This is a genomic window from Sphingomonas lacunae, assembly GCF_012979535.1.
Classification (GTDB): Bacteria; Pseudomonadota; Alphaproteobacteria; order Sphingomonadales; family Sphingomonadaceae; genus Sphingopyxis; species Sphingopyxis lacunae.
Map to the genome: position 1 here is coordinate 2,787,329 of NZ_CP053015.1, position 25,263 is coordinate 2,812,591.

The 25,263-nt window shown below is 62.0% G+C and carries 21 protein-coding genes; all 21 read right to left on the reverse strand.

The annotated features are described in order from the left end of the window. Entirely contained in the window at positions 1–1,209 is a 1,209-nt protein-coding gene (locus tag GV829_RS13320) for a deoxyguanosinetriphosphate triphosphohydrolase (protein WP_169947413.1), read from the reverse strand. Further along, entirely contained in the window at positions 1,209–3,341 is a 2,133-nt protein-coding gene (locus tag GV829_RS13325) for a hypothetical protein (protein WP_169947415.1), read from the reverse strand. Before GV829_RS13325 ends, GV829_RS13320 begins: the two co-directional genes overlap by 1 nt. Before the next feature lie 194 nt (positions 3,342–3,535). Next, complete coding sequence (gene ftsZ, locus GV829_RS13330; RefSeq protein WP_169947417.1) at positions 3,536–5,071, reverse strand: cell division protein FtsZ; 1,536 nt, start codon at positions 5,069–5,071, stop codon at positions 3,536–3,538. Between the two features lie 138 nt (positions 5,072–5,209). Beyond that, positions 5,210–6,460, reverse strand: a complete 1,251-nt coding sequence (gene ftsA, locus GV829_RS13335) for a cell division protein FtsA (protein ID WP_169947419.1) — start codon at positions 6,458–6,460, stop codon at positions 5,210–5,212. 9 nt (positions 6,461–6,469) lie between these two features. Further along, complete coding sequence (locus tag GV829_RS13340) at positions 6,470–7,429, reverse strand: cell division protein FtsQ/DivIB (RefSeq protein ID WP_246202891.1); 960 nt, start codon at positions 7,427–7,429, stop codon at positions 6,470–6,472. Then, complete coding sequence (locus GV829_RS13345) at positions 7,426–8,352, reverse strand: D-alanine--D-alanine ligase (RefSeq protein ID WP_169947421.1); 927 nt, start codon at positions 8,350–8,352, stop codon at positions 7,426–7,428. The genes GV829_RS13340 and GV829_RS13345 overlap by 4 nt, the downstream gene beginning before the upstream one ends. Continuing rightward, positions 8,349–9,251 carry a UDP-N-acetylmuramate dehydrogenase gene (murB, locus tag GV829_RS13350; protein WP_169947423.1) on the reverse strand — a complete coding sequence of 301 codons (903 nt, stop codon included), beginning with the start codon at positions 9,249–9,251 and terminating at the stop codon, positions 8,349–8,351. Before murB ends, GV829_RS13345 begins: the two co-directional genes overlap by 4 nt. Then, positions 9,251–10,684: a UDP-N-acetylmuramate--L-alanine ligase gene (gene murC, locus GV829_RS13355; RefSeq protein WP_169947425.1), complete on the reverse strand. Its 1,434-nt coding sequence runs from the start codon at positions 10,682–10,684 to the stop codon at positions 9,251–9,253. Before murC ends, murB begins: the two co-directional genes overlap by 1 nt. A gap of 67 nt (positions 10,685–10,751) precedes the next feature. Beyond that, entirely contained in the window at positions 10,752–11,921 is a 1,170-nt protein-coding gene (gene murG / locus GV829_RS13360; protein ID WP_169947427.1) for an undecaprenyldiphospho-muramoylpentapeptide beta-N-acetylglucosaminyltransferase, read from the reverse strand. Then, entirely contained in the window at positions 11,918–13,150 is a 1,233-nt protein-coding gene (locus tag GV829_RS13365) for an FtsW/RodA/SpoVE family cell cycle protein (protein WP_169947429.1), read from the reverse strand. The genes murG and GV829_RS13365 overlap by 4 nt, the downstream gene beginning before the upstream one ends. Continuing rightward, positions 13,143–14,498: a UDP-N-acetylmuramoyl-L-alanine--D-glutamate ligase gene (murD, locus tag GV829_RS13370; RefSeq protein ID WP_246202892.1), complete on the reverse strand. Its 1,356-nt coding sequence runs from the start codon at positions 14,496–14,498 to the stop codon at positions 13,143–13,145. Before murD ends, GV829_RS13365 begins: the two co-directional genes overlap by 8 nt. After that, positions 14,495–15,565, reverse strand: coding sequence for a phospho-N-acetylmuramoyl-pentapeptide-transferase (mraY, locus tag GV829_RS13375; RefSeq protein ID WP_169947431.1), 1,071 nt, complete (start codon positions 15,563–15,565; stop codon positions 14,495–14,497). The genes murD and mraY overlap by 4 nt, the downstream gene beginning before the upstream one ends. 2 nt (positions 15,566–15,567) lie before the next feature. Next, the gene (locus GV829_RS13380; protein ID WP_169947433.1) at positions 15,568–16,971 is read right to left on the reverse strand and encodes a UDP-N-acetylmuramoyl-tripeptide--D-alanyl-D-alanine ligase; all 1,404 of its coding nucleotides are present in this window, start codon (positions 16,969–16,971) and stop codon (positions 15,568–15,570) included. Then, on the reverse strand, positions 16,968–18,416 hold the full coding sequence (locus GV829_RS13385) for a UDP-N-acetylmuramoyl-L-alanyl-D-glutamate--2,6-diaminopimelate ligase (protein ID WP_169947435.1): 1,449 nt from the start codon (positions 18,414–18,416) through the stop codon (positions 16,968–16,970). Before GV829_RS13385 ends, GV829_RS13380 begins: the two co-directional genes overlap by 4 nt. Then, positions 18,413–20,104 carry a peptidoglycan D,D-transpeptidase FtsI family protein gene (locus tag GV829_RS13390; RefSeq protein WP_246202893.1) on the reverse strand — a complete coding sequence of 564 codons (1,692 nt, stop codon included), beginning with the start codon at positions 20,102–20,104 and terminating at the stop codon, positions 18,413–18,415. The genes GV829_RS13385 and GV829_RS13390 overlap by 4 nt, the downstream gene beginning before the upstream one ends. After that, positions 20,101–20,628, reverse strand: coding sequence for a hypothetical protein (locus tag GV829_RS13395; RefSeq protein ID WP_169947437.1), 528 nt, complete (start codon positions 20,626–20,628; stop codon positions 20,101–20,103). Before GV829_RS13395 ends, GV829_RS13390 begins: the two co-directional genes overlap by 4 nt. Beyond that, positions 20,625–21,605 carry a 16S rRNA (cytosine(1402)-N(4))-methyltransferase RsmH gene (gene rsmH / locus GV829_RS13400; RefSeq protein WP_169947439.1) on the reverse strand — a complete coding sequence of 327 codons (981 nt, stop codon included), beginning with the start codon at positions 21,603–21,605 and terminating at the stop codon, positions 20,625–20,627. Before rsmH ends, GV829_RS13395 begins: the two co-directional genes overlap by 4 nt. Further along, positions 21,602–22,114, reverse strand: coding sequence for a division/cell wall cluster transcriptional repressor MraZ (locus GV829_RS13405; RefSeq protein ID WP_169947441.1), 513 nt, complete (start codon positions 22,112–22,114; stop codon positions 21,602–21,604). The genes rsmH and GV829_RS13405 overlap by 4 nt, the downstream gene beginning before the upstream one ends. A gap of 321 nt (positions 22,115–22,435) precedes the next feature. Further along, positions 22,436–23,596, reverse strand: coding sequence for a Gldg family protein (locus GV829_RS13410; protein WP_169947443.1), 1,161 nt, complete (start codon positions 23,594–23,596; stop codon positions 22,436–22,438). 26 nt (positions 23,597–23,622) lie between these two features. Beyond that, positions 23,623–23,997 (reverse strand): hypothetical protein, encoded by a 375-nt coding sequence (locus tag GV829_RS13415; RefSeq protein ID WP_169947445.1) that lies wholly within the window; start codon positions 23,995–23,997, stop codon positions 23,623–23,625. Then, a complete protein-coding gene (locus GV829_RS13420) occupies positions 23,994–25,007 on the reverse strand; it encodes a cysteine synthase A (protein ID WP_425505418.1) in 1,014 nt (337 codons plus the stop codon). Before GV829_RS13420 ends, GV829_RS13415 begins: the two co-directional genes overlap by 4 nt. Positions 25,008–25,263 lie beyond the last annotated feature (256 nt).

Below are 25,263 nucleotides of genomic sequence, written 5' to 3' on the forward strand. Positions count from 1 at the left end.
TCAGTCACGGCGCAATCCTTCGGGAATGGCATCGCGACCGAATATTTCGGCAAAGCGGTCCATGGCGAACCGGTCGGTCATGCCAGCAATATAGTCGGCGATGTGGCGGGCGCGCTCGACTTCGTCATGGGGCAGTCGATGGCGCCAATCACCGCCCATGGCGGATGGCTCACCCTGATAATGGACGAAGAGGCTGGTGACGATTTCACGGGCAGCATCGGCGGCGGCGAGCTGGCTGGGGTGGTGGTAGAGCGAGGCGTACATGAAGCGTTTGAGGGCCTTTTCCTCGGCGGCGAGGCCGGCTGAGAAGCCTCCCAGCGTGCGGCCTGCGGCGCGGACGTCGGCGACGTTGGCAACTCCGGCTTCGGCACAGGCGGCCTGTGTGGCGTCGATCACATCATTGACCATCAGGCCGATCTGGCTGCGCACCAGTTCGCGCAGCAACCGTTCCTGCGGCACCCCGGGCCAGCGCCGCTCAACCTCTTGCCAGTTGGCGGCGACAAAGGGTTGATCGAGCAATTGGTCGAGTGTCAGCAGGCCGGCGCGCAGGCCGTCGTCAATATCGTGATTGTCATAGGCGATGTCGTCGGCCACCGCAGCGACTTGCGCCTCCAGCGAGGCGTGGCTGGCGAGATCGAGCGGGAAGGCCTGATCCACCTCCTCCATCGCCCAGGTGGGATCATGGATCGGGCCATTGTGCTTGGCGAGCCCTTCGAGCGTTTCCCATGTCAGGTTCAGGCCGTCAAAGCGCGGATAGGGGGTTTCGAGCTGGGTCAGGGTGCGCAGCGTCTGGGCGTTGTGATCAAAGCCGCCGTATGGTGCGAGACAGGCCTCCAGCGCATCCTCCCCCGCGTGGCCGAACGGAGGGTGCCCAATGTCGTGCGCGAGGCACAATGCCTCGGTGAGATCTTCGTTGAGACCGAGCGCGCGGGCAATGGTACGGCCAATCTGTGCAACTTCGAGGCTGTGGGTCAGGCGGACGCGGAAGTGATCCCCGTCGGGGGCGACGAACACCTGGGTCTTGTGACGCAGCCGGCGAAAGGCGATCGAATGGATGATCCGGTCACGGTCACGCTGGAAGGCATCTCGCGGGCCGCGCTGCGGGGCAGCGCCGTCAGACGGGCGCAGCTCGGCATGCTGGCGCCCCCTGCTGGCCGCGGCCACGCAGGCCAGATGGCCCAGACTGGCGGTTGACGCTAGCGCGTGCATCAGCGGCGTCCGACCGGAGTCACTTCCTCCCCGGCCTCACTGTTCCAGATGAAGCCGGCATTTCCACCGGCCCGTGAATAGGCGGAACCCCATTCGCGCGCCGCAGTGGCATTGCGGAAGGGCCCGACGACCAGCCGACGCGTGCGGTTCCAGCTGGCGGTCGAGCAGGTCTGGGTGCCGAAAGCCTCGGCAAACTGGCGCTGCAGACGGCGGCAATCAAAGGCAAGCGCTGCCGGATCGGCACCCGTCGCGATCTGATACCAGACGCGGGCCGGATGACGGCGGATGCGTTCCTGTTCGGCGCGGCGTTCGGCTTCGGCTGCAGCGCGTTCCCGCGCCTGCACCTCTGCTTGCTCCCGTGCCCTCGTCTCCGCCAGTGCGCGGGCGCGAGCGCGGGCCTCCGCCGCCTGCTGCTCCTGCTGGAGCCGGCGTTCAGCAGCGATCGCTTCGATCTCGGCAAGCGAAAGGCCTGGCACGGTCGCCGTCCGTTCCGCCTCCGGAACCTCAAGCGATTCCACAACAGTATCCAGTGACCATCCGGGCACAACAGTCGAACCGTCAGCCGAGGCGTTCCCGGGCGCTGGCGCGGCTTGCACCGGGGCGGCAGCAGGAGCGCCCTGGCCGGTCGCAGCCTCCGAAACAGCGGGCTCGACTGGCGCTGCGTTGAGCGGGTTGGACGCCGGGCCGGCAAGCGCTGATGGCGGGTTGGAGGCCGTGGCAACCGATGGCAATGAACTGAAACCCGGCCCATCCGTGTCCGGCGGCCCCTGTATCGGCGCCCCCGCAGCTATCGGGCTGGCCGGGGCGCTGTCGGGGGTCGGGGTGACAGCGACGGTTTCAGCCACAGGCTGGGGTGCGGTTACAGGCTGGGGTGGGGGTGCAGGGGTTGTCACTGTCGCAGCCGCAGTTACCGCAGGACCGGGCGTCGGCACCGCCTCTGCTGTTGGCGCAGCAGAGGGAACTGACGCGGGTACTGGCTGCGGTGCTGGCGTTGATGATGGCGCGATCGGCTGAACCACCGGTTGGCTCACCATTGGAACCGCAGGAGGTGCCGAAGGGGGCGGGGGGGCTGCGGCAAGGCCCGGTACCCCGATGTCCGCACGCGCAAGTGCAACAGGGGCAGGCGAAGCTGTTCCTGTGGGCGCCGTCCCCCGTGGTGCAGTTGCTTCCCGGCGATTGGTGGCTCGTGCCGAGTCCCGCCGATTCGCTTCCGTACTTGTCCTGCCGCGTCCGCGGTTGCCGGTTGCCCGGTCCCGACCGCGGGCAGCATTGGTCGGAGTGGTTGTGGGAGCGGCAACGGCGACTCTGACCGCAGAGCCGCGTTGAGGCTGCGCCCTTACCGTTTCATAGGGCGGAAAGCGGCCAAAGTGAGACGCGAAGGCCAATTGCGCGGGCGTCAGCCGGTCCATGAGCCCAAGATAGGGATCAATCCCCTGCGCCAATTGCGCGGGCATGGTGGCTCTGGCGATCTGCCGAGCCTCTTCGGATCGACCATTCATGGCAAGAATCATTGCCCTTGAACGCCATGCAGCTCGATCCTGAGCACGCAACAGCGGCCCCAGCATCTGTACCGCTTGGTCCGTCTGCCCCGAAATGCCGAGCGATATCGCATAACGGCGAGTGAGTTCGGCAGAGGGATGAGATTGCACTGCAACCGCATAGTCGGCCTGCGCGCGGCTCTGGTTACCCAACAGGTCAAAGGCCAACCCACGATCACCCAGATAGGCGCGGTCAAGACCTCCGGCCGATACCGCCGCATCAAAGTATCGCATGGCGCCCTGCGGTTCTTCGAGCAAAACCATAGCGGCGCCCAATGCCGCCTTGATCGTGGGGTCGCGGGAATTCAGCGCCTCGGCCCTTGCCAGAAAACCAAGCGCGGCGCGGCCATCCCCCAAGACGATGGCTGCCCGACCGGCCTGACTGAGCGCCATCCAGTCACTGCTGTCGGCTGCTATACGGGCTAGCGAGGCAGTCAATTGCTGTTGCGCAGAAAGCCTGGCAGCGGCTTCGGGATCAAGCGTGGACGGATCGACCGATTGTGGGGACGATTGTGCGAGAGGTCGGGCCGGTGGCAAGTCCTGAGCCAGCAGCGACTGACCAGACAGAAGTCCGACCACAGCGGTGGCAGCCATCAGGGCTGAACGCCAAGCCGATGGCGACACCCAACCAGGGGTTGCAGGACCAGCAAGTCCGATCGGGGATTGGGAAGGCAGGTAGCCGGACGTCATAATGATCATGCGCCCGGCCCTATCATGCCTTTGCTATGCGGTCTGCCCTGCCCGGCGCAGACGGAGTGCAATCCGTCGCATCCGGCCAATGACAGTGGTTACTGATTGGTCTGCCTACCGAGGAACCGAGGAATTGACGGAAAGCCGCCATCATCACCGTCGCCATCGTCATCATCGCCCTTGGATTCCATCCGCGACAATTGCTTCATCCGTTCGAACAGGGTCGACCCGCCCGCAGGTGGCGGTGCATCAGCAGCTGGCGGAGCTGCCGCAGCCGGCGGCGTGGCGGGGGCATCCGGAGCGCCAAAGGAAGGGCTGTCGAGAACCAGTTCATCGTCCCCAAGTCCATCCGGTTCAGGTGCAGCGACCGGCGGACTGATATGCGCCTCTCCGGCGATATCGTCATAGACGGCAAAGCCAGGTGCCGGCGCTGCAGGCTGAGGGGCTTCGGCTGGCGGGGCTTCAAACGACAGGCTGGGAGAGGCAGGAGGCGGCGACAATGACACTTCCTCTTCCACCGGAAGCGGCTCAGGCTCAGCGGCCGGAATTGGTTGCGCGGCCAGAGGAGCAGCGGCCCCGAGCGTAGGCGCGATTGACGGTGCGGCGGCAGCAGGCCGTTGCTGGAAAGCGAAACCGCCACTGCGCTGCACCGGCTGGGACTCCGCATTGGCGGGTTCCAGACCCGTCGCAACGACCGATACGCGAATTCGGCCATTCAGCGCCGGATTGAATGCCGAACCCCAAATGATATTGGCATCGGGATCCACCAGATCACGGATATGATCACCAGCTTCCTGCAATTCGAACAGGCCCAGGTCTTCACCCCCGGAAATAGAGATAATGACGCCCTTCGCTCCCTGCATCGACACACCGTCGAGCAGCGGATTGGCAATGGCCTGTTGCGCGGCGAGCAGGGCGCGGCCTTCGCCTTCGGCCTCCCCAGTACCCATCATCGCTTTGCCGGCATCACGCATCACCGATTTGACATCGGCAAAGTCCAGGTTGACCAGGCCAGGCATGACCATCAGGTCAGTAATCCCGCGCACACCCTGTTGCAGCACCTCGTCCGCCATGCGGAACGCCTCGATGAAGGTCGTCTTCGCTTCAGCGATCATGAACAGGTTCTGGTTCGGAATGACGATCAGCGTATCGACGTGCTGTTGCAGCTCTTCGATCCCGGCTTCAGCCGAGCGCATCCGGCGCGCACCTTCGAAACTGAACGGCTTGGTGACGACACCAACGGTCAATATGCCCTTGTCGCGCGCTGCCTTGGCGATCACGGGAGCGGCGCCCGTACCGGTACCACCACCCATGCCCGCAGCAATGAAAACCATGTGCATCCCGTCGAGCGCCTGTTCCAGTTCGACGATGCTTTCTTCGGCAGCAGCGCGGCCAACTTCGGGTCGCGAACCAGCGCCCAGACCCTGCGTGATCTGCGCGCCCAACTGAAGCCGCCGCTCAGCCTTGCTGGTATTGAGCGCCTGGGCATCGGTATTGGCGACCAGGAAATCGACTCCAGCGACCTCCGCCGCGATCATATTGGCAATGGCATTACCGCCCGCACCGCCGACCCCGATGACCGCGATTTTCGGCTTGAGGCCATCCAGCGACGGCAGACCGATGTTGATGCTCATGCACTTAACTCCTGTGGCTGTATTGTTTCAGCCGTCGTTTCATTGCACCAATTGCGGTGCCCCTTTAACCAGATGTTGAATCCTTGCACAATTGGCCGAAGGATTGAATCCCCAATTTACCAATATGGCAATTTAATTTCACTTGCCGCGGTCCCACATGGCCATCATCCGCCGCCACCATCGCTGCGGACCTTCGACCTCTGGCCGATCACGCCCGACCGGACGAATGTCCTCTGGCGGATCCGCGGCGTAGAGGACAAGTCCAACAGCGGTTGAAAAGGCTGGATTGACGTTTGCCGACGGCAGGCTGACAACGCCTGAAGGTCTGGCTGTTCTGGCCGAACCACCCAGCACATTCTGGACATAGTCCGCCATACCCTTGAGCTCCGAGGTACCCCCGGTCAGCACAACCTGGCGCGATCCGGGTCCCCCGTCCCCCAACTGTTTGAGGACTTCGCCGATCTGGGGCACGAAATGGTCGAGCCGCTTGCGGATGACGGCGTTGAGCTGGGCCCGGGTGATTTTCGGCCGACCGCCCTCATCCTCATCGCCGGTGCCGATATCGAGCTGGTCCTGATGATCGCGCGGGCTGGACATTGCCGAGCCATAAAAACACTTCAACCGCTCTGCCTGGCTACGGCGCGTGCCGAATTCGTTGGCAATGTCATCGGTGATGTCGTTGCCGCCAGCAGAGATGGTGGCAATGCCAACGAGCATTCCCCCGGCGAACAGACCGATGTTGGTCAGCGACGCACCAATATCGACCAGCGCCGTACCGAGGTCTCGCTGTTCCTCGGTAAGGCTGGAGCGGCCCGTTGCCATCATCGTCGCCACGACTTCGCGAATGTCGACATGGGCGGCGCGAACAGCGGTGACGAGATTGGACACCGGACCACGATCAGCCTCAACCATGTGGATGGCGACCCCAAAACGATCAGCGAACAGGCCCACCGGGTCCTTTATCCCATGATTTCCGTCGAGCGTGTACAGGGTCGGCTGGGCATGAAGGATGGCGCGGTCATCACGCAAATATTGGCTGCGAGCCCGAGCCAGCAGTTCGTCGACATCCTCGGGCTCGATCTGACCGCGATTGAAGGGGTCCTCATGCTCGATGATGCGGCTGGTCAGCGAGCCGCCTCCAAAGCTGACCCAGGCATGCTGGACTTCTATCCCGGCCATGCGTTCAGCCTGTTCAAGCGCCTCCCGCACGGAGCGGTCAACCGCCGGAATATCGACAACATAGCCACGCTTGACGCCAAGGCTCTCGCGCACGCCGGTGCCGAGTGCGTGGAGTGTCCCATCAGCCGTCTGTCCCGCGATGAGCACGGCGACCTTGGACGAGCCAACATCAATGGCGGTGAGCAATCGTTCAACCCGGGGTGGAGCCATGACTGCTGGTCACCCCCCGTTTTCATTGTCGGTGCGCGGCTGTTCGACACGGGTCGTCCGGTCGCTCGCGCTGATCAGATTGAGGTCGCCAAGATCGCCGTCGCGGCCCGGCCGCAGGACGAAACGACCCGCGATGCGCATGTCGAAGCGGCGAATGCCCCTGCCCAGCAGGCGGTTCACGCCATCCAGCCGTGCAAATTCGGCATAGGCATCTGCCGCACGCTTGGCATCCTCTGGCAGTGCCAATACCTCACCCGTCTTGAAGCGGAGATCCCACCGGCGATTGCCGATCCAACTCGCACCAGCCAGTTGCGGCCTAAGCGCGGGAGCCGCATCAAGCAGCCGGTCAAGATCAGCCATGCGCTCATTGGCACCTTGACCCGCCAAGACAGGCAAGCCGGTCACACTTGCAGGATCAACGCCGGGCAGAATGACGCCCTTGCTGTCAATCAGCGTATAGCGGCCCCGATCCTGCCAGATGGCGACAGGCGTGCGCTCGACAAGGTCGATCACAAGCGTGTCGGGGAGTCGGCGACTGACCCGTGCATCGGCCACCCAGCCATAGCGCAACAGATCCTGTCGCACCTCTTCCAAATCAAATGCCAGCATCGACCGGTCCCGCTGTTCCAGGGCAATATCATACACCCGCACGCGATCGATCCGGTTCGCGCCAAACACCTCTACCTTTTTGACGGCGAAACCCGCGCGACCGACCGCATCGACCGCTTCGGCGCGCAGATAGGCGTTGACCCCGGTCATAGAGGCGATCTGGTACAGGATGATCAGGGCCACACCGACAAACACTGTCACGGCGACGCGGCGCAAGACGGCAGGCGAAAAGGGTTGTGCGGCAAGCCCCCGAGCGAGCAACGATGGCCGGCGCGGTCCCGTTCGCCGGGGCGCAGAGCGTGGCTTTGCCGCCTTACCCCGCTTCACCGTCTGCTTGGCCTTGCCCCCGCCGCGTGTCATAGCGCCTCCTCGACGATCCTCTCTACCAGTTCCGCATAATCCATGCCGCAATATTTTGCCTGTTCGGGGACCAGGCTGAGCGGGGTCATGCCCGGCTGGGTATTCACCTCCAGCAGGAAGATGCCGTCGAGGCCCAATTCGTCGTCCCACCGGAAATCAGAGCGCGAGGCGCCTTTGCAGCCCAGCAGCTGATGGGCATGCAGTGCCAAGGCCTTCATCCGTTCGGCGATGTCTTGGGGGATTTGCGCGGGGCAGATGTGCTGCGTCATCCCATCGGTATATTTGGCGTCAAAGTCATAGAAATCTCCCGATTTCACCACCAACTCAGTCACCGCGAGCGCCTTGCCGCCGAGCACCGCCACCGTCAGTTCGCGGCCCTTTATGAAGGGCTCGGCAAGCAGTTCGGCAAAATCCTGCCACGGCCCCTTGGCATCGCGCGCGATCGGATGTCCGTAATTGCTGTCACTGCGGACGATGGCGACACCAACCGACGAGCCTTCATTGACTGGTTTGAGCACATAGGGTCGCGGCATCGGGTCTGCGGCAAAGATGCTCTCTGACGAAACGATATGGCCACCAGGCATCGGGATGCCGTGCGGGACGAGGCGCTGCTTGGTCAGTTCCTTGTCGATGGCGATGACCGATGTGACCATTCCGCTATGGGTGTATTTCAATCCCATCAGGTCGAGCATCCCCTGCACAGTGCCATCCTCACCGGGCACGCCGTGGAGAGCATTGAACACGACATCGGGCGCAGCCTCGGTCAGGCGCGCTGCGACATCACGACCCATGTCGATACGGGTAACGCGATGCCCGCGCGATTCCAGCGCAGTGGCGACACCCTCCCCGCTCATCAGCGAGACCGGACGTTCATTCGACCAACCGCCCATGAGGACGGCAACATGCCAAGGGCCGCGGGTCATCCGGCTTTCCCCACGCGCTGTATCTCCCACTGCAACTCGACTCCGCTCTTTTCCCTGACCCGGCGACGGACTTCCTCCCCAAGCGCTTCTATGTCGCTGCTGGTGGCATTGCCGGTATTGATCAGGAAATTGGTGTGCTTTTCGCTGACCTGGGCCCCACCCATGGTCAATCCGCGACAGCCCGCTTCATCGACCAGTTGCCAAGCCTTGTGCCCGTCAGGATTCTTGAAGGTCGAGCCGCCGGTCTTGCTGCGCAACGGCTGACTGGCCTCGCGGCTGGCAGCGATGCGGTCCATCTCGGCTTGAATGGCGGCAGGTTCGTCAGCATGGCCGTGAAAGGTCGCACCGATCACGATGGCACCATCAGGCAGTTCGCTATGGCGGTAGGTGTAGTGCAGCTCTGCCACCGAAAGAGTCTTGCGCTGTCCGCTGCGGAGCACGACGTCGCACTCCACGAGAATGTCGCATGTCTCACGGCCATAAGCCCCGCCGTTCATGCGGACAAAGCCGCCGACGGTTCCCGGAATGGACCGCAGGAATTCGAGTCCGCCGATGCCTGCATCTCGGGCAGTCGAGGACACGAGAATGCCCGAGGCTCCACCCCCGCAGCGCAAGGTCGTTCCATCGACCTGCTCTACCGTGGCGAATGCCTTGCCGAGGCGGACGACGACGCCGGACACACCACCATCGCGGACGATGAGGTTCGAGCCAAGGCCAAGCGCCATCACCGGCACGGCAGGATCAAGCGCTGCAAGAAAGGCTGACAGATCTTCGGCATCCCTGGGTTCAAAAAGCCATTGCGCAGCGCCACCCGATTTGAACCAGACGAGCGGGGCAAGGGGGGCATTGGCGGTCAGCTTGCCCCTGACTGTCGGCACGCTTTCGGCGCTGGCCGCCATCACAATTGCGCCTCGACCGCCGCTTGCAAGCCAGCGGCCATTTTGGTGATGTCACCCGCGCCAAGACAAATGACCATGTCGCCTGCGCCTATTTCCCCATCCCTGATAGCCCGGGCGATATGGCCGGCAAGGCCCGCTGCGCCATCGGCGACCACCGCCTGCCGGTGGCCACGCCGTTTGAGCCCGGCAACAAGTGCATCGGACGTGACCCCGTCAATCGGGCTTTCGCCGGCGGTATAGACCGGCAGGGCAATAACGGCGTCTGCATCGTTAAACGCCTGCTGAAAATCGTCCATATGCTCGCCAAGCCGTGTGAAGCGGTGAGGCTGGACAACGCCGACAACGCGCCCTGCACCCACGCCTTCACGCGCGGCTGACAGAACCGCACGGATTTCCACAGGGTGATGCGCATAATCGTCAATCACTGTCACGACGCCACCGACCACAGGGATTTCGCCCACTTTGGTAAAGCGCCGTTTGACCCCGCCAAAGCCCTTGAAACCGGTGATGATGGCATCGTCCGAAACGCCCATGTGCAGGGCGACGGCAATCGCGGCCAGGGCATTCTGGACATTGTGACGCCCGGACATGGGCAAATGCACGCCCTCGACCGTCCGGCTTTGGCCATCCCTGTCGCGTACAACCACGTCAAACCGGTTACCGTCTGGTCCCGGCTGGATGTTCGTGCCCCGCACATCCGCCTGAGCCGAAAATCCGTAGGTTATGATGCGACGGTCACGAATGCGCGGAATGATCGCCTGCACTTCGGGATGATCAAGGCAAAGGATGGCGGCGCCGTAAAAGGGAACATTCTCGACAAATTCGATGAAGGCCGCCTTGACCTTGTCGAAGCTGCCATAATGGTCAAGATGTTCGGGATCGATATTGGTGACAACCGCAATCGTCCCATCAAGGCGAAGGAAGCTGCCGTCGCTTTCGTCAGCCTCGACGACCATCCAGTCGGACGCGCCGAGCCGGGCATTGGAGCCGTAGCTGTTGATGATGCCTCCGTTGATAACGGTGGGGTCGACGCCGCCGGCATCGAGCAGCGCTGCGACGAGACTTGTCGTGGTTGTCTTGCCATGGGTCCCGGCGACCGCGACGGTCGATTTGAGGCGCATCAGTTCCGCAAGCATTTCGGCACGACGCACCAGCGGAATACGGTTTTCCAACGCGGCCTCGACTTCCGGATTGCCGCGCTTGACCGCAGTCGATGTCACAACAACCGAAACACCTTCGACATTTTCCGCCCGTTGGCCGATGATCACCTTGATCCCGCGCTTGCGCAGTCCTTCCACCACATAGCTCTCGGCAATATCGCTACCCTGCACCTGATAGCCAAGATTGTGCATGACCTCAGCAATGCCGGACATGCCGATCCCGCCAATGCCGGCGAAGTGGATAATGCCAATATCGGTACCAACGCCCTTCACTTCAGGCTCCCCCGCATATTCTCAATTGTCGTAAAAGGGCATGACGCGCCAATCGCCGCGTCGCTTGTCACGCCGCCGCTCCCGCGAACCCACCGGCAGCTTTGGGTGAGGACGTGCCGACGCGAATGACATCCATCAAGGGCGCTCCGCCGCTCCGTTCGACAAGATCGGCAAGATCGCGGGTCGCGTCCGGTCGGCCAATGCTGTGCGCCCGCCTGGCGGCGTTTTCCAATGCGCCGGGTTCAAGCGCCAGTTTCTGCATCTGCTTGGCCAGTTCGACAGTGTTGAACCGATTTTGCGGAATTGCCCGCGCACCGCCAACGCCGACTATTTCCCGGGCATTGGCGGTCTGGTGATCATCCGTAGCCGAAGGCAATGGTATCAGGATGGCAGGCCTGCCGGCGCATGTCAGTTCAGCGATGGTCGATGCCCCTGCGCGCGCAATAACCAAATGGGCCCAACCCAGCTTTTCCGCCATGTTGTCGATATAGGTGCTGAGATCAGCTGGAATGCCATGCGCCGCATAGGCCGCGCGTACCCGCTCAATATCCTCAGGCCTGCATTGCTGGGTGACCTGCAAACGCTGCCGGAACGATAACGGCATCAAGGCCAGAGCATCCGGTACAACATCCGAAAGGACGCTGGCGCCTTGGCTCCCGCCGGTAACGAGCATCCGGAAAATGCCGTCCTCATCAATGGGTGGGAAGCCCTGTGTCCGAAGAGCCAGCACTGCCTCGCGCACGGGGTTGCCGACGAGATGTACCTTGTTTGCCACGCCGGCGGGCATGCGCCGTATGTCGGGATAGGCAGTGGCAATGGCGTCAACACGGCTGGCAAGCAGACGGTTGACCCGGCCCAGCACGGCATTTTGTTCGTGGATGACCGTCGGCACACCCAGGGAACGGGCGGCAAGCAGTGTGGGCAATGCAGGATAGCCACCAAAACCGATGACCGCAGCAGGGCGGAAATGGCGGAGCAGCTCGATCGCCATCGCCCGTCCACGCCATATGCCCAAGCCGGCGCGAATCCAGCCGATCGGTCCGCCCTGCAAGCGTCCAGCCGGCAGGACATGCACTTGTCCGTCCTCGAAACTGCCGGGGATCTTCGCGCCCCGCTCATCGGTTACCAAGGCCACCCGATGGCCGCGTGAGACCAGTTCGGCACCAAGTGCATAAGCTGGGATCATGTGCCCACCGGTACCACCGGCGGCCAGAACATAGTGGCGGGATACACTCATCGCGGATTCCATCCGTTGAGATTCAGCGGGGGAGCCCGATAGGGGTTACGGCGGGTCAATGCCAGCAGGAATCCCATGGTGATGGACAAGGCCCACAAGGATGAACCGCCATAGCTGATGAAGGGCAGCGTCATGCCCTTTGACGGGGCCAGTTGCAGATTGACGGCGATATTGATCATCACCTGGCCACCAAACTGCGCGACCAGGCCGGTACCGGCAAGAATGACGAACTGGTCCCTCTCCTCTCGCAACCTCTGAAGCACCCGGACAATCAGGGCGACATAGAGCACCAGTATGCCGGCGCAGGCAATCAGGCCGAATTCCTCTCCGATAACTGAATAGATATAGTCGGTATGCGCCTCAGGCAGCCGGAACTTGGCGGTGCCGGTGAACGGGCCAGACCCGATGAGCCCACTATTCGACAATGTATCAAGTCCGCGGTCGACCTGGTGACTGTCCCCCTGACCAAACAGGAAGCCATCGATGCGGTTGCGGGCATTGTCGTAAAGGAAATAGGTGCCGAGCAGGAAAGCACCAATCCCGCCCCCAAGATAGCCCATGGCCCGCATCGGCAACCCAGCGACAAAGACAAGGACAACCCATGTGCCTACATACAGCACTGTCTGGCCGAAATCCGGTTCCAGCATCAACAAGGCGGCGACAAGGGCAGTGGTGATCATCGTCAGGGAGAAAACAGGCAATGTTTCATCCTCCACCCGGCAAGAGAGTATCCATGCCATGGAAACGGCGAACATCGGCTTGAGAAACTCCGACGGCTGAAGACGCAGGACGCCCGAACCCAGCCAACGTTGCGAACCATTCACCTCGGTGCCGACAACCAGCACCGCAAACAATGCCAATATGCCCGCCACAGTGCCCCACAGAGCAATGCGGCGAACCTCCAGCTTGCTCCTCATGCCAAAGAAGATCATGAATCCGATGCCCGTCGCCACCCAGAAAAGTTGGCGCCACAGATAATACATCTCGCCAAATTCCTGTCCGCGACGGGCAGCGACCCTCGCGCCGACCGGCGATGCCACAGCGACGGCCAGCAAGCCAATCGCCATCAGGCCAAGGATCATCGCAAGAAGGCCGCGATCCACCTCTGCATACCATTTCGCCAGCGGGCTGCGGTCAGCCCGGCTGAGGGGAGCGGGACGACGACGCCCATGCAACTCTGGCGGAACGATCGGGGTCTCCGCACCGGTATCGGTCGATGAATTATTCATGCACCTGCCCCTGTTCCCACAGTCCCGTCACAATGGCGCGAAAGGCATCGCCGCGCGCCTCAAAATCGCGGAACTGGTCGAAGGATGCGGCAGCCGGAGACAGCAGCACGACATCGCCCGCTTGCGCATGGACCCGGGCGGCGGCCACCGCGGTGTCGAGCGTGCCGCTGACTGCATGCGGCACCCTGTCACCCAGCACGCGTGCAAGCATCGGGGCTGCATCCCCGATCAGATAGGCTCGCGCGACATGGCCCAGCCACGCGTCACATTCCCCAACGCCCTCAACCTTTGCGAGGCCACCAACAATCCAGTGAATGCGGGGGCGACCATCGACGGCGGGAGGATATGCCGCCAGCGCGGGCGCAGCGGCTTCGGCGTTAGTGGCCTTGCTGTCGTTCACGTAAAGAACGCCGCCAATCTCTGCTATCCGTTCCATGCGGTGGGAAAGGCCGGGGTATGTCGCCAGCCCCTTGGCGATGTGGGCGTCATCGATACCGAGCGCACGGGCAACAGCGAGAGCACAAGCGACATTCTGGGCGTTGTGCGGCCCTTGCAAGGCGGGCCATGCGGCTTGCTCAGCCGGAACGACATCCTTTGCCGACACCCGCAGCAAGCGGTGGGTCACATGGCTGGCAATCGCCCGACAACGATCATCATCGGTGGCGATCACCGCAATCTGATCGGCGTGCTGCATGCCAAAAAGACGCTGCTTGGATGCAGCATAGGCAAGGAAGTCGCCGTCATAACGATCCAGATGATCAGGGGTGATGTTGGTCAACACCGCAACATCGCAGGCGAGACTGTGAGTCAAATCAATCTGATAACTCGAAAGCTCGAGGACATAGACACCGCCTGCCGGCAACGGCGCCTGCGCCAAGATCGGCAGGCCGATGTTACCACCAAGACGCGCCTGCATGCCGCCAGCCTCAACCAGATGGGCGATGAGGCTTGTCGTCGTCGATTTACCATTGGTGCCAGTGATGCCCACCACCTTGTGCGGTGGCAGGCTGGGCCTTGCCAGGGCGAACAATTCGATATCGCCGAGGATGGGCACCTTCGACTGACGGGCACGACGGGCCAGCGGGTGGACGTTGATGGGCACGCCCGGCGAAACCAACAGGCCCGTGAAACCCGCGAGGTCAATGTTCATCAGATCAGCGATATCGGCGCCCAATGCCGCGCCTTGATCCCTCGCTTCGGCCTTGTCATCCCAAGCGACGACGTCCGCACCAGCCGCAATCAGCGCGGCAACTGTGGCCAGACCTGTGCGGGCGAGGCCCAACACTGCGTAGCGCGCGCCGGCAACGGTCGCGCCGAGAGGAAGGATGGAACCGCTCGCCGAGCTCACCGCAGCTTCAGCGTGGCGAGGCCAGCGAGCGCCAGCACGATGGAGACAATCCAGAAACGGATGACAACGGTCGATTCGGCCCAGCCAAGCTGCTCGAAATGATGATGAATGGGCGCCATCCGGAAGATCCGTTTGCCGGTCCGTTTGTACCAGCCGACCTGAATGATGACAGACAGGGCCTCAACCACGAAAAGGCCGCCGATGATCGGCAGAACCAGCTCGTGCTGGGCCGTTACCGCGATGGCCGCAAGGGCGCCGCCAAGGGCGAGACTGCCGGTATCGCCCATGAATATGGCCGCCGGCGGAGCATTGAACCAGAGGAAGGCAAGCCCTGCCCCGATGATCGCCCCACAGAATATGGCGAGATCCCCAGCGCCGGGAACATGGGCGATGCCCAGATAGGCCGCAAACTTTGCGTTGCCGGTCAGATAGACAATCACCAGCAGTGCCAGACTGGCCATGATCACCGGGAAGGTGGCGAGACCGTCGAGTCCGTCAGTCAGGTTCACCGCATTGCCGAAACCGACAATCAAGACCATCGCGAAAGCATAGTAGAGCGGGCCCAGATGGATCACGACATTATTGAAAAAGGGCAGATACAGGTCCGTCCCGGTGCGATCCACGATCAGGAACACAACGATGCCGGCCACTATGAATTCGAGCAGCAGACGCACCTTGCCCGAAACGCCCTTGTGGCTGCGCTTGGTCACCTTGTCATAATCATCAGCAAAACCGATGGCGCCGAAACCGGCAGTAACGAACAGGCACGCCCAGACAAAACTGTTGCTGAGGTCCATCCACAACAGGCTGGAAACAATCAGCGAGGTCAGGATCATCAGGCCGCCCATCGTGGGCGTACCGCGCTTGGCAAGGTGGGTTTGCGGTCCATCCTCGCGAATCGGCTGGCCTTTGCCCTGCCGGATACGCAGCATCATGATGAAGCGCGGCCCGATGACGAGACCGATCAGCAGCGCTGTAAAAACGGCTGCCCCAGTCCGGAAGGACAAATAACGTATGAGGTTGAGTGGTCCCGGAAATCCCAACCATTCCGCCAGCAGATACAACATTCTTATTCTCCGCCCGTCAGTGCTGCCACGATCCGTGACAGCCCGACGGCGTTAGACCCCTTGATCAGGATGGCGTCGCCCGGGTGGATATCCCCCTCAATCTTCACCAGCGCCTGTGCAACATCCGGCTCATGCGTGAAATTCAATCGGGCCTCAAGCGGTTTGGCTGCGAGTGCATCTGCCAGCGCCCGCATCTCTGGCCCGACCAATATCGCGCGCGCAACACCTGCACGCTCAAGATGGTCAGCTAACGCCGCATGAAAGCCGTCGCTGCCTTCACCCAGTTCCCGCATGGAACCCAGGATCACCACCCGCCGAACCGCCGGCTCGCGCCCCAGTTGGGCGATGGTTGCCGCCATAGATGCCGGATTGGCATTGTAGCTTTCATCAATGAGCAAGGCCTCACCCGATCCGACGGCGATCATGTGCCGCGCACCCCGCCCAGCGAGGCCTGGCAGTTCGGCAAGCGCTACCCCGGCAGCGGCGAGGTCACCCCCGGCAGCCTCGACCGCCGCAAGCACCGCCATCGCATTGGCCACCCAATGATCACCCGGCGGCGCGAGCGAGAAACACAGGCTGCTCCCGCCCAATTCTGCGGTGATCAGGCTGCCACCAGTGGCGGAATCGGCAACCCAGTCACGGGCATGAATGTCAGCGCCATCAGTGAGGCCAAAGCTGACGATCCGGGCACCATGGAGTTGTGCCGCTGCAACGAGTTGGCCATGATATGGGCTGTCGAACGGAATGATGGCAGTTCCACCGGCCTCCAGACCTTGGAAAATTTCCGCCTTGGCGTCGGCAATCGCCTCCATGCTGCCCAAATTCTCGATATGGGCCGGAGCGATGGTGGTTATGACCGCAACATGCGGACGGGCGAGGCGCGTCAATGCTGCAATTTCACCGGCATGATTCATGCCCATTTCCAGGACGGCAAATTCCGCATTGCGCGGCATCCGGGCCAGGCTGAGCGGAACGCCAGTGTGGTTATTATAGCTTTTCACCGATCGATGAACCTGACCCGGACGAAAGCGGTCCAGGGCAGCGGCGATCGCCTCTTTTGTGCCGGTTTTGCCGACCGAACCGGTGACAGCGATGATCGTCGCCCGGCTGCGCGCCCGCGATGCGCGGCCCAAATCGGTCAGTGCCTTTACTGAATCGGCAACCCGGATATGCGGCCCGTCTATCGCGGTTTCACAAATCACGCCGGCTGCCCCAGCAGCCAGCGCCTTGTCAATGAACCGATGGCCGTCAGTCGTTTCACCGCGCATGGCGATGAAGAGGTCCCCCGGGCCAACCTCGCGACTGTCAAACGCCACGCCGGTTACCGCGAAGTGGCCGTGGGCTTCCCCACCCGTCGCTTCTGCTATTTCCGTAGAGGTCCACAGCGTCGGAACATCAAAAGTCACTGGCCCGCTTCCTCCCGAGCAACTGTGGCGTCATCGAATGGCAGCACACGCATGGCATCCCCTCGACCGATAATTTGCCCTTGCTCATGCCCCTTACCGGCTATGACAATGATGTCACCTGCCTGTGCCTCATCGACGGCCCGGGCAATGGCAGCGCGGCGATCCGCCATCTCAATGGCACCTGGCGCACCAGACAGGATAGACCGGCGAATAAGTGCCGGATCTTCTCCGCGCGGATTGTCATCCGTCACGATCACCATATCCGCTCCGCGCACCGCTTCTGCGCCCATTGCAGGGCGCTTACCGGCATCGCGATCGCCGCCAGCACCAAAAACAGCGATCAGGCGACCGTGCGCATGTGGCCGCAGGGCAGCCAATGCCGCGGCCAGCGCGTCAGGCGTATGCGCATAATCGATATAGATGGGGGCACCCGAACGCGTCAGAGCGGCCCGTTCGAGTCGGCCGCGCACCGGTTGCACCCGCGCCAGGGCATCAATGACAGCAGCAGCGTCCGCGCCTGTGGCAATGGCCAAGCCGGCCGAGACCAGCGCATTGGCTGCCTGATAGGCGCCGATCAGTGGCAAGTTGACGCTACGGCGGCCAATGGTGGCAACATCCAGTTCAAGACTTTGACCCAGCGCGGTTGGTTGACGGTCGAGCAAGCGAATGGCCTGCCCCGCGGCGCCAACCGTGAACAAGCGCAGTCCGCGACGGCTGGCGTGGCCGATTGCCCGATCAGACCATTCATCATCGGCCCAGAAAACAGCGGCACCATCCGCCGCCACGACTTCGTCAAACAGCCGCATTTTCGCCGCGAAATAGCTGTCCATGTCGAGATGATAGTCCAAGTGATCACGCGACAGGTTGGTAAAGGCGGCGGCAGCAACACGCGGACCCTCGGTTCGATACTGATCCAGACCATGGCTTGACGCCTCAAAGGCGACATGACTGACCCCTTCAGCAGACAATCCGGAGAGATTGGCGAGAAAGGTAACGATGTCTGGGGTGGTCAGGCCGGTTTTGACCTGTTCATCGGTCGTCGTGATACCCAGCGTCCCGATTGAAGCGGCACTATGCCCCAATTGCCGCCAAATCTGACGCGTCAATTCGACACAGGAGGTCTTGCCATTGGTCCCGGTGACTGCGACCAACGTTTCCGGGGCACGGTCAAAAAAACGCGCTGCGGCCAAGGCAAAGGCGCGACGCGGTTCGTCCGCCTCAATGTGGAATGCCCCCTCCACGACAACGCCCGGGCGTGTGATGACGGCCACCGCTCCCGCGGCAATGGCATCAGGAATGACGTCTTCGGCATTGAAGCGGGCGCCACGGAACGCGCCGAACAGCGCGCCACGGGTGACCTGACGGTGATCTATGGCAACAGCTGTCACCTGGATCTCAGCCTCTGCATTGGCGAGGCCATCGATCAACCGGCCGAGCCGCGTCATCGTTCAGCCCTTGGCTTCCAAAGCAAGGGCTCCAACTCGCTGATGTCCACATCGCGATGGGCATCAGGGTAGATACCAACCATGGGCCCAATCCGCTGAACCACCTTGCGCACAACAGGGGCGGCCGTGAAACCAGCGGTACGCTGACCCAGCGAATAAGCATTGCCGGGCGGGCGGTCGATCATCACCAGCACCACATAGCGCGGACGGTCCATCGGAAAAGCCCCGGCAAAGGTCGCGACGACCGAATTGCCGACATAGGTGCCGTCGATCACCCGTTCCGCCGAGCCCGTCTTGCCACCGACGCGGTACCCCGGCGCATCAGCGCGCGAACCGGTGCCACTGGCAACAATCATCCGCAGCAACTGGCGCATGCGCGCACTCGTCGATTCAGTGAACACGCGGCGTCCCTGTACCACATGGCCCTCTTCGACCTTCAGGATCGTAGCGGGGCGCCAGATGCCACCGTTGACCAGTGCGGCATATGCGCTCGCCAGATGCAGCGGCGTCACCATGATCGAGTGACCAAAACCGGCCGTCATTGTCGTGGTCCGACCCCAGCTACGCGGCCATTGCGGCAGACCACGTTCAGGCAGCTCGATAGTCGGGCGTTTGTCGAAATCGAGCGCGCGGAACGTCGCCTGGAGCCTGTCCTTGCCTAAATCATCGGCAATTTGCGCGGTCACGACATTGGATGAATGGACCAGAGCCTCTGGCACGTTCAGCCAACGATCGGCCGAATGCGAATCGCTGATACGATGTCCGCCGACCGTAAGCGGACGCGTGGCATCATATCTCCGCGCCATATCAGTGATTACGCCTGCATCCATTGCTGCAGCTACGGTGATGGGCTTGAAAGTGGAACCCAGCTCAAAGGTGGTGAACGACACCGAGTTCCATTGCGCCGCCGGATCGGAGAAATTGACGCGGTTCGGATCAAAGGTGGGCATCGATGCCATGGCCAGCACTTCACCGGTATCGACATCCAGAACCAGCCCCGCCCCGCCCTTGGCTTCAAGCTGCGTCACCGCATCGCCGAGTTCCAGCTCTAGAGCCGCCTGAACGCGGGTGTCCAAGGAAAGTGCAAACGGCTCTCCCCGGGCTGCATTGGCGGCAAGTTGTTCATCGAACCGCCTTTCAATGCCCATTACACCACCGCGACCGGGAGCAACAAAGCCCAGAACATGGGCGGCAATCGGCCCCTGTGGATAAAGGCGCTCCGGTTCTTCGGGATATTCAAATCCGATTTCGGCCAGTTCATTCACCGCATTGAGCTGGTCGGGCGTTGCACGCCGCCGGATAATGGAGGAAGGGCGGCCGGTCAGCCGACTGTAAAAGGTCGCTTCGGTCGTGTCTGGAAAGATGCGCGCCAGTTCGCGGGCCAGCATCCGCGGATCGTGCATCAGTTTGGAGCGCACTGAGCGGATACTGTGCACCGGAATTGAACGGGCCAGCGGCACACCATTGCGGTCAACAATGTCGGCGCGGTCAAACATGGCCGCCGGTGCGGCGCCACCACCATTTATAAGCCCCATGATGAAAATGTGCCCGATCCGCGCAAGCAAGACAGCACCGATGAACAGGAATGCGAGCAGCAAGATACGAAGCCGTTGATCAGCGGCGAGTGCGAACCGTTGCCGGCAATCGGCACGGCGCATGGGCACCGGCCGCGCGATTGAGGCGCTCAACGCCCACCTCCGACAGCCACCACCGGAATGGTGCGAGCAATATCCCGCAGCGCCCGATCAGCAACCACCGCACGGTCGGCCATCGCAATCCGGCGCGGAATGGCGTTGTCGTCGTTTCCAGTATCGACCTCGCCGGCGTCCTGATCAGCGGTCTGCCGAACCGGCATCTCGTCATCCGCCATCGCCATCAGAACCGGAGCCTTGGGTGCAGCATCAGCTGGCGGGCGCAGCCGATCGAGGTTTGCAAGCGCACGCTCACCGGCCAGATACTGTCCGGCGGTCGGCGAAACATAGCCGAGATATTCGCGATTCCACCGGTCAAGCTGACGGACATTGGCCAGCACCGCGATATCCCCCTCAAGCATACGGTTACGCCTGCGTGTTTCGGCAATTTGCTGTTCCACCTTTTGCAGTTCCGCACGAGTCGCCGATACTTTGAGCGATATCGGATAAGCGATCAAAAAGCAGAAGGTCACCAGCAAAATCAGGCCAATGCCCTGCAATTTGCGAATGGCAATGCTCATGGGCGATCTCCAACAGCGGAACCTGTCGACCAGGCAGGGGCAGATGTTCGGATAGCGGTACGCAAGGTGGCTGAACGGGCGCGGGGATTGCGGGCCAGTTCAGCTTCGGCAGGACGCACAGCCTTGCCAATATTGACAAAGGTCGGAGCCGGGCCCGCCGCGGCCTGTGGTGGCAGATGACGCGAACCGGACCCGAGTCCGCCACTGCGCTGTCTCAGAAACTGCTTCACGATCCGGTCCTCAAGGCTCTGGAATGAGACGACGGCAAGCCGACCGCCGGGAGCAAGCACGCGTTCCGCAGCCTCCAGACCGCGCTCCAGCTCGCCCAACTCGTCATTGACGACAATTCGGATTGCCTGAAAACTGCGCGTAGCCGGATCCTTGGGCGCGCCCGGCCGGTAGCCCAGCGCCTTGCGGACAACGGCAGCCAGCTCGCCAGTGCGACTGATCGGACGGGCGGCCACAATCGCCCGGGCAACCCGCCGCGATTGCCGCTCCTCGCCATATAGATAGAGCGTATCGGCAATCTCGCTTTCGCTCGCCCGGTCTATCCACTCCGCCGCCGTCTCCCCTTCTTGCTGCATCCGCATGTCGAGCGGACCGTCGAGCGAGAAGGCGAAACCGCGCCGCGCCTGATCGAGCTGCATCGAGGACACGCCGATATCGAGCGTGACGCCATCCACCCGTGCATGACCTGCCAGGGCAGCATGGCGATCCAGCTCCGAAAATGTACCGGCAACCAGCGTCAGTCGCCCGTCAAATTCGGCGACCATTGCCTGTCCATCCGCAATGGCATCGGGATCACGATCAATCGCAATGACATCGGCACCAGAATCAAGGATGGCACGGCTGTATCCACCAGCGCCAAAAGTGCCATCAACAATCACCTGCCCCCGGGAAGGCGCAAGGGCAGCGACCACTTCATCCCGCAAGACTGGAATGTGCCGGCTGGCAGACGGGGCAACCACGGCACTCATTCACTCGCCGCCTTTTTGGCTGCCTGCTTGTCCCGCACCCTCAGGGCCGCACGCGCCGCCGCCTGCGCCGGGGCATAAGCAGGGTCCTTCATCGCCAACAAGCGCCCCAGGTCCCATATTTCGAAATACTGACCGGCACCGAACAGGAAAATCTCGCCTTCAAATTCGGCCAGTTCGATCAGCACGTCCGAAAGTGAAAAGCGGCCACTACCGTCCATCGGCACGGTTTCACCAGGGCCGACCAGACGCCGCTCAAGTGCAAAGCGGTCAAACTCCTTGCCCTGTTGCGCGGCAAGATCTTCCGAACGGTCAATCCGCGCCTGAATGCGAGCAATACGATCGACACCCGAGCCCACCAGACAGGGCGCAACCTCATGGGTGGTGACAAACAACTGACGCGCAGAGGAACCAGAGGGCAGAAATTTGCGGAAAGCAGCAGGCAGGGCAATCCGACCCTTGTCATCAAGGGCAGCGAGCGCAGCTCCGGAAAAGAACCCCTCTTGCGACATTTACCCCTTGCTTCCCCGTCACCGCCCGCCGTGTGGCCGGCGACAAAATCCTCCCGCCGCCGGAAGCGTGCGTCACGCACCGGCCGAGCCTGTGATTGCCATGGTGAAGGACCACCCCTTTCACTCATCAGTATGTATCAAGAGAACCTTGGGGAAGAAAGGGGATATTACGGGATATTCTTGTTTTGTTCTTAAAAATAGCCAAAAAAACGCCAAAATGGTCCGTGCGCGGCATATATCGCGAAATGCGACCAGCCACGCCCGAAAGGCTATCCGGACGACAAATGACCGAGTTTCAAAGCGTTGAAGAAAATGGCCCGTTCAGTGGACCCAGACCGGCCGCGCCAAAGCCGGACGACGCGACACGCCAGCCAGATTGTCGAGTCGGGCCAACAGCCAATGGGGATTGGATGCTGACCAGTTCGCTTCTGTGCCGTGGCCATCCCCGGGCACGGCAGGAAGCCAGCTTGCCTGGTTCAACAAATCCGCGTCAGCAACGATGATCGCCCGCCCTTGTCCGATCCGGCAATCAGCCATCTTGCCTTGATGAATGACCCGGCACCCTCCCCTGACCCGGCGCAATTGGCCGGGACTTACCATTGTCACCTTGTGCCCCATGTCCTGAACGGACAGGTGGCGCTCTTGCAAGCCGGAGGGTGCGTCAAGTTCCAGCCCCCAATGGGCAAGCAAAGGGCCGAGCATACTGGTCAAAGGCGGATTCGCGGGATCGCCGATCGGACGTTCTGGCGCCCAGGACAACAAGCCATCCGCCAAGATCACTGCCCCACCACCATTACGGATCCAGGCGTCAATGGCCACCAGCTGATCTGGCGGCAGAGCGCGGGGATGAGCCAGAAGCAGCAACGGACCTGCGGGCGACCTATCCGCAGCAACTCGATCAATCAGCCGGACGTTCGCATGTTGGCGCAACGACAAGAGGACCGGCGCATCCGGCGCTGCCATTCCGGCCAGTTGATCGGTCAAGCCGGCAGGCGACTGCAACGGCAATGCGGTCAACACGTCAACCGACAGACTCCGATCGCCCACACGTGCTGGATCATACATCCATTGGACCGCTGGCCAGGACAGCCATTGCACCAGCACGCCCAGCCCGATGGCCATCACTGCGGCTGCCGCCCGCCGACCCCAGCCTTTGGCAGTAATGCGGCGGAGCCGGGTCCAAAGGAAAAGCGCCGTGGTAACGGCAATCCAACTACCAAACCCAGTAAGGAGCAGCTGCACCATAGGCAGGCGATTGGCCAACAGACTGCACGTCACGGCAAAGATCAATAGCAGCAGCAATGTGGCGACAGATGCAATGGTGCGATCAGCGCGTGGGTGCAACAGGACCAGGATCGACGCTGCCCAGCCCATTCCCGGGAGGGCCAACAGCGGATCAACCCGGCCCAGAGTCAGCCATCCTCCACCCACAACAGCAATAGCAACAACAGCGACAACCATCGCCAGATAAGCCCTGAACACGCGAGGTTCCAAGGGTATCATCCGTATCACCGCATGGACTTTTGCGCTTCGAGCTGCGGATCGGGTTCCAGATCAGGCACCCGCCCTACGGCATTGGTTGCAGCTGGGGCATTAGGCAATGGAACGGACACTGCCGCATCATCAACAGAAGGAGCAACGCCCAGATCGGCCAGCGGCTCATTAGATGCTGGGGCACCAACCCCGGGATTTGCCACACCAGCCGCCTGTGCTTGCGCCATTGCGGCATCGGCTTCCTTGCGTGCCCGATCAGTCACCAGCCCGGCAAGAACCACCAGCAACAGCATGGCGGTGAGCCCAGACAGGCCGACCAAAAGTCGGCGCCGCGCCTCCTTGCGGGTATCGTGCGAGGCTGGCTGCGATCTGTGACGCAGGCCAGTCATAGCGCTGCCTCTGACGGCTCGACCAACGCAGCATCAAGCGGGGCGAAACCCTTGCTCGCCCGCCAGTCCGCATTGTACAACGACGACAGATAGCGAAAACCGGTATCGCACAAAATCGTGACGATCCGTTTGCCCGGGCCCAGTTGCCGACCCAAAGCCACCGCGCCGGCGACGTTTATGCCCGAAGAAAGGCCCAGGCACAGCCCCTCTTCGCGCAGCAGCCTTTGCACCCAATAGTCAGCTGCCGCATCCGACATACGGAACTGGGTGTCGATCGGCGCGCCATCCAGATTGGCCGTGATGCGCCCCTGCCCTATACCTTCGGCAACGCTACTGCCCTCCGCCCGCAATTCGCCGTGCGCGAAATAATGAAAGAGGGCAGCGCCATAGGGGTCTGTCAGGGCAATGGTCACATCCGGATCAAATGCCTTCAGCCCCATGCCCACACCGGCGATTGTTCCTCCTGTCCCGGCTGCACAAGTGAAGCCGTCGATACGGTGCTCCATCTGCTCCCAGATCTCGACCGCCGTGCCGATCACATGCGCCTTGCGATTGGCGATGTTATCAAACTGGTTGGCCCATACAGCACCTGGGGTCTCCTCGGCGATGCGACGCGAGGTGTGAACAAAGTGGCCGGGATTGGCAAATGGGGCAGGCGGTACGAGCACCAGTTCGGCACCCAGTGCCCGCAACGTGTCCATCTTTTCACGGCTTTGCGTGTCGGGCATGACGATGATCGTCTTGTACCCACAGGCATTGGCAACAAGGGCAAGGCCAATACCGGTATTGCCTGCGGTGCCCTCGACAATCGTGCCACCAGGCCGCAACGCGCCGCGCTCCTCTGCATCGCGAACGATGAAAAGGGCGGCCCGGTCCTTTACCGATGCGCCTGGATTGGCATATTCGCATTTGCCGAAAATGTCGCAGCCCGCGGCTGCGCTCGGCCCAGCGAGACGAACGAGCGGCGTATTGCCGATTAGCGAAAGCGTGTCTTGAGCTATGGTCACCATTGCGATGTAAACTTCTGATTGGCCTGGAGCAAGCTAAGACGGAACCTGTGCACTTTCTGATGGCCCTGCTCCGCCTTGCCAGGAGCCATGACGACAAACCAAGTTTGTCACCAAATCATCATTGCACAAGTTATTTTATATCATTACAATCCATCCTGTTGTGGCCCTTTCCCCGGAGTATTCCCCTTTGCGCCTTTCCCTGCTTCTTGCCTCTACCTCCCTCTCCATCACGGCCCCCGCTTTTGCGCAATCCGTT